Here is a 1,548-nt window from a genome sequence, read left to right as displayed (position 1 = left end):
CTTGCGGAATGCCACGTCTGCTGTCTTTGGCCACCGTCGTACGTTTCTTCCGGCCTCGGGTATCGGTTTCTTCCGCGGGGCATTCCAGCCACATCCGGATCAGATGCAGCACGCGCCGATCAACGATGCGTCGCGCCAGCGACAGCATCAGTTCACCGAAGGCTTCAGCCACTTCGTGCCTCCATAGCTGCTCCGGTTGCTTCCGGCTGGAGCATTTGCCGGGCGGGGCTTGCACCCGCTGGAAAGCGCCACCTTTTCACGGCGCACACCCAAACCAGCCATTCGCGAACTCCCTGAGCAGCCGTTCACGACCGTGGAGAATTGCAGCTGTCTGAGAATCTGGGTAAGCTTGCAGCGCCGCACAACGAAAATATTTCGGAGGTTCGTGTATGAAAGCTCTTTGTGAATCGATGTTGAAAAAATCCATCAATACCGTTTCGCAAGAGAACCATGACCAACACGAACTACGGCCCGTTCCGTTTTTCCACGATCGCACATAGCAACCACCGTTACCTGAGCCCGCTGTCGCAGAAGAAAGCTTATGAACTGCTTCGCAGCTTCGTCGCGAATTTCTCGGCAGCCGACATCGTGCTCGATGCCGGCTGTGGCAAGGCGGCGCTATTGCGAGATGTGCTTCACTTGTCACCGGCACGTGGTGTCGGCGTCGACATCAATCAAAGCTTCTTAGACGAGGCCCGAGCTGCTTTTCAGCAGGAATTTCCGAACGACTCACGGCTGAGTCTGATCAACGCCCCTCTGCTAGAGCACACTCGGCCCGAAGACGGATACGCTGCAATCCTCTGCGTTGGATCTACGCATGCATTCGGTTCGTTCGAAGAATGCCTGCGTGTCGCGTTCGACTGGTTGAAGCCCAATGGCCGTTTGCTCGTCGCCGAGGGATATTGGAGGCAGCGACCCGCGCAAGGTTATCTGGATGCAATTAACGGAACAGCCGACGAATTCGTTTCTCACGCAGAAAACGCCCAGCGCGCCCGTGCGTTGGGCTATAACCTGCTGCGGACCGCAACCAGCAGCGAAGATGAGTGGGATGAATACGAAGGCAGGTACCGCGACGCGATGATGCAATACTTGGCGACGAATCCTGATGACCCCGACTCGGCGAAGTTCTTAAAGCGGATGCAAGACTGGCATAGCTCATACCTGCATTGGGGGCGCGCGACGCTCGGCTTTGGCTACTACCTGCTTTCGCGTACCTGAAATTAGCGAGTCAACGCTCCTCGGCCGCAATCCCTTCGCTGCCGACTAAGCGACGGACCGTTTTCTGCGCGCCATTCAGTTCAGCGACGCGCATCGCGGCAGGTTTGTTTTGCAGATCAGTTTCCGATTGTCGCCAATGCACGTCCCGTGGTCGAACGTCGTTTCCTGGCCGAACCCGGGCCATCGCAAGCCCTGCAGATCGCTGATCGCCGCAGATATGCGAAAGGCATGGACTGACCCAGGCTGTGTGGAAACCCGAGGAGATTGCAATGCGACGCATGATTGCTGACCGCCGCAGTGCGTTTGGTTGCCTTTGCGGCCATCAATGGG

General features: G+C 57.4%; 2 protein-coding genes. One reads left to right on the top strand and one right to left on the bottom strand.

Annotation, left to right across the window (positions count from 1 at the left end; genetic code table 11):
- Positions 1-450: 450 nt before the first annotated feature.
- Entirely contained in the window at positions 451-1,218 is a 768-nt protein-coding gene (locus BX591_RS35820) for a class I SAM-dependent methyltransferase (protein WP_111936014.1), read from the top strand.
- A 75-nt stretch (positions 1,219-1,293) separates the two neighbouring features.
- Here BX591_RS35820 and BX591_RS36830 read toward each other — a convergent pair.
- A partial coding sequence (locus BX591_RS36830; protein WP_208644761.1) for a hypothetical protein occupies positions 1,294-1,548 on the bottom strand: 255 nt, incomplete at its 5' end.

Origin of the sequence: Paraburkholderia bryophila, assembly GCF_003269035.1 — a bacterium.
Taxonomy (GTDB): domain Bacteria; phylum Pseudomonadota; class Gammaproteobacteria; order Burkholderiales; family Burkholderiaceae; genus Paraburkholderia; species Paraburkholderia bryophila.
This window is presented reverse-complemented; position numbering and strand designations above follow the sequence as displayed.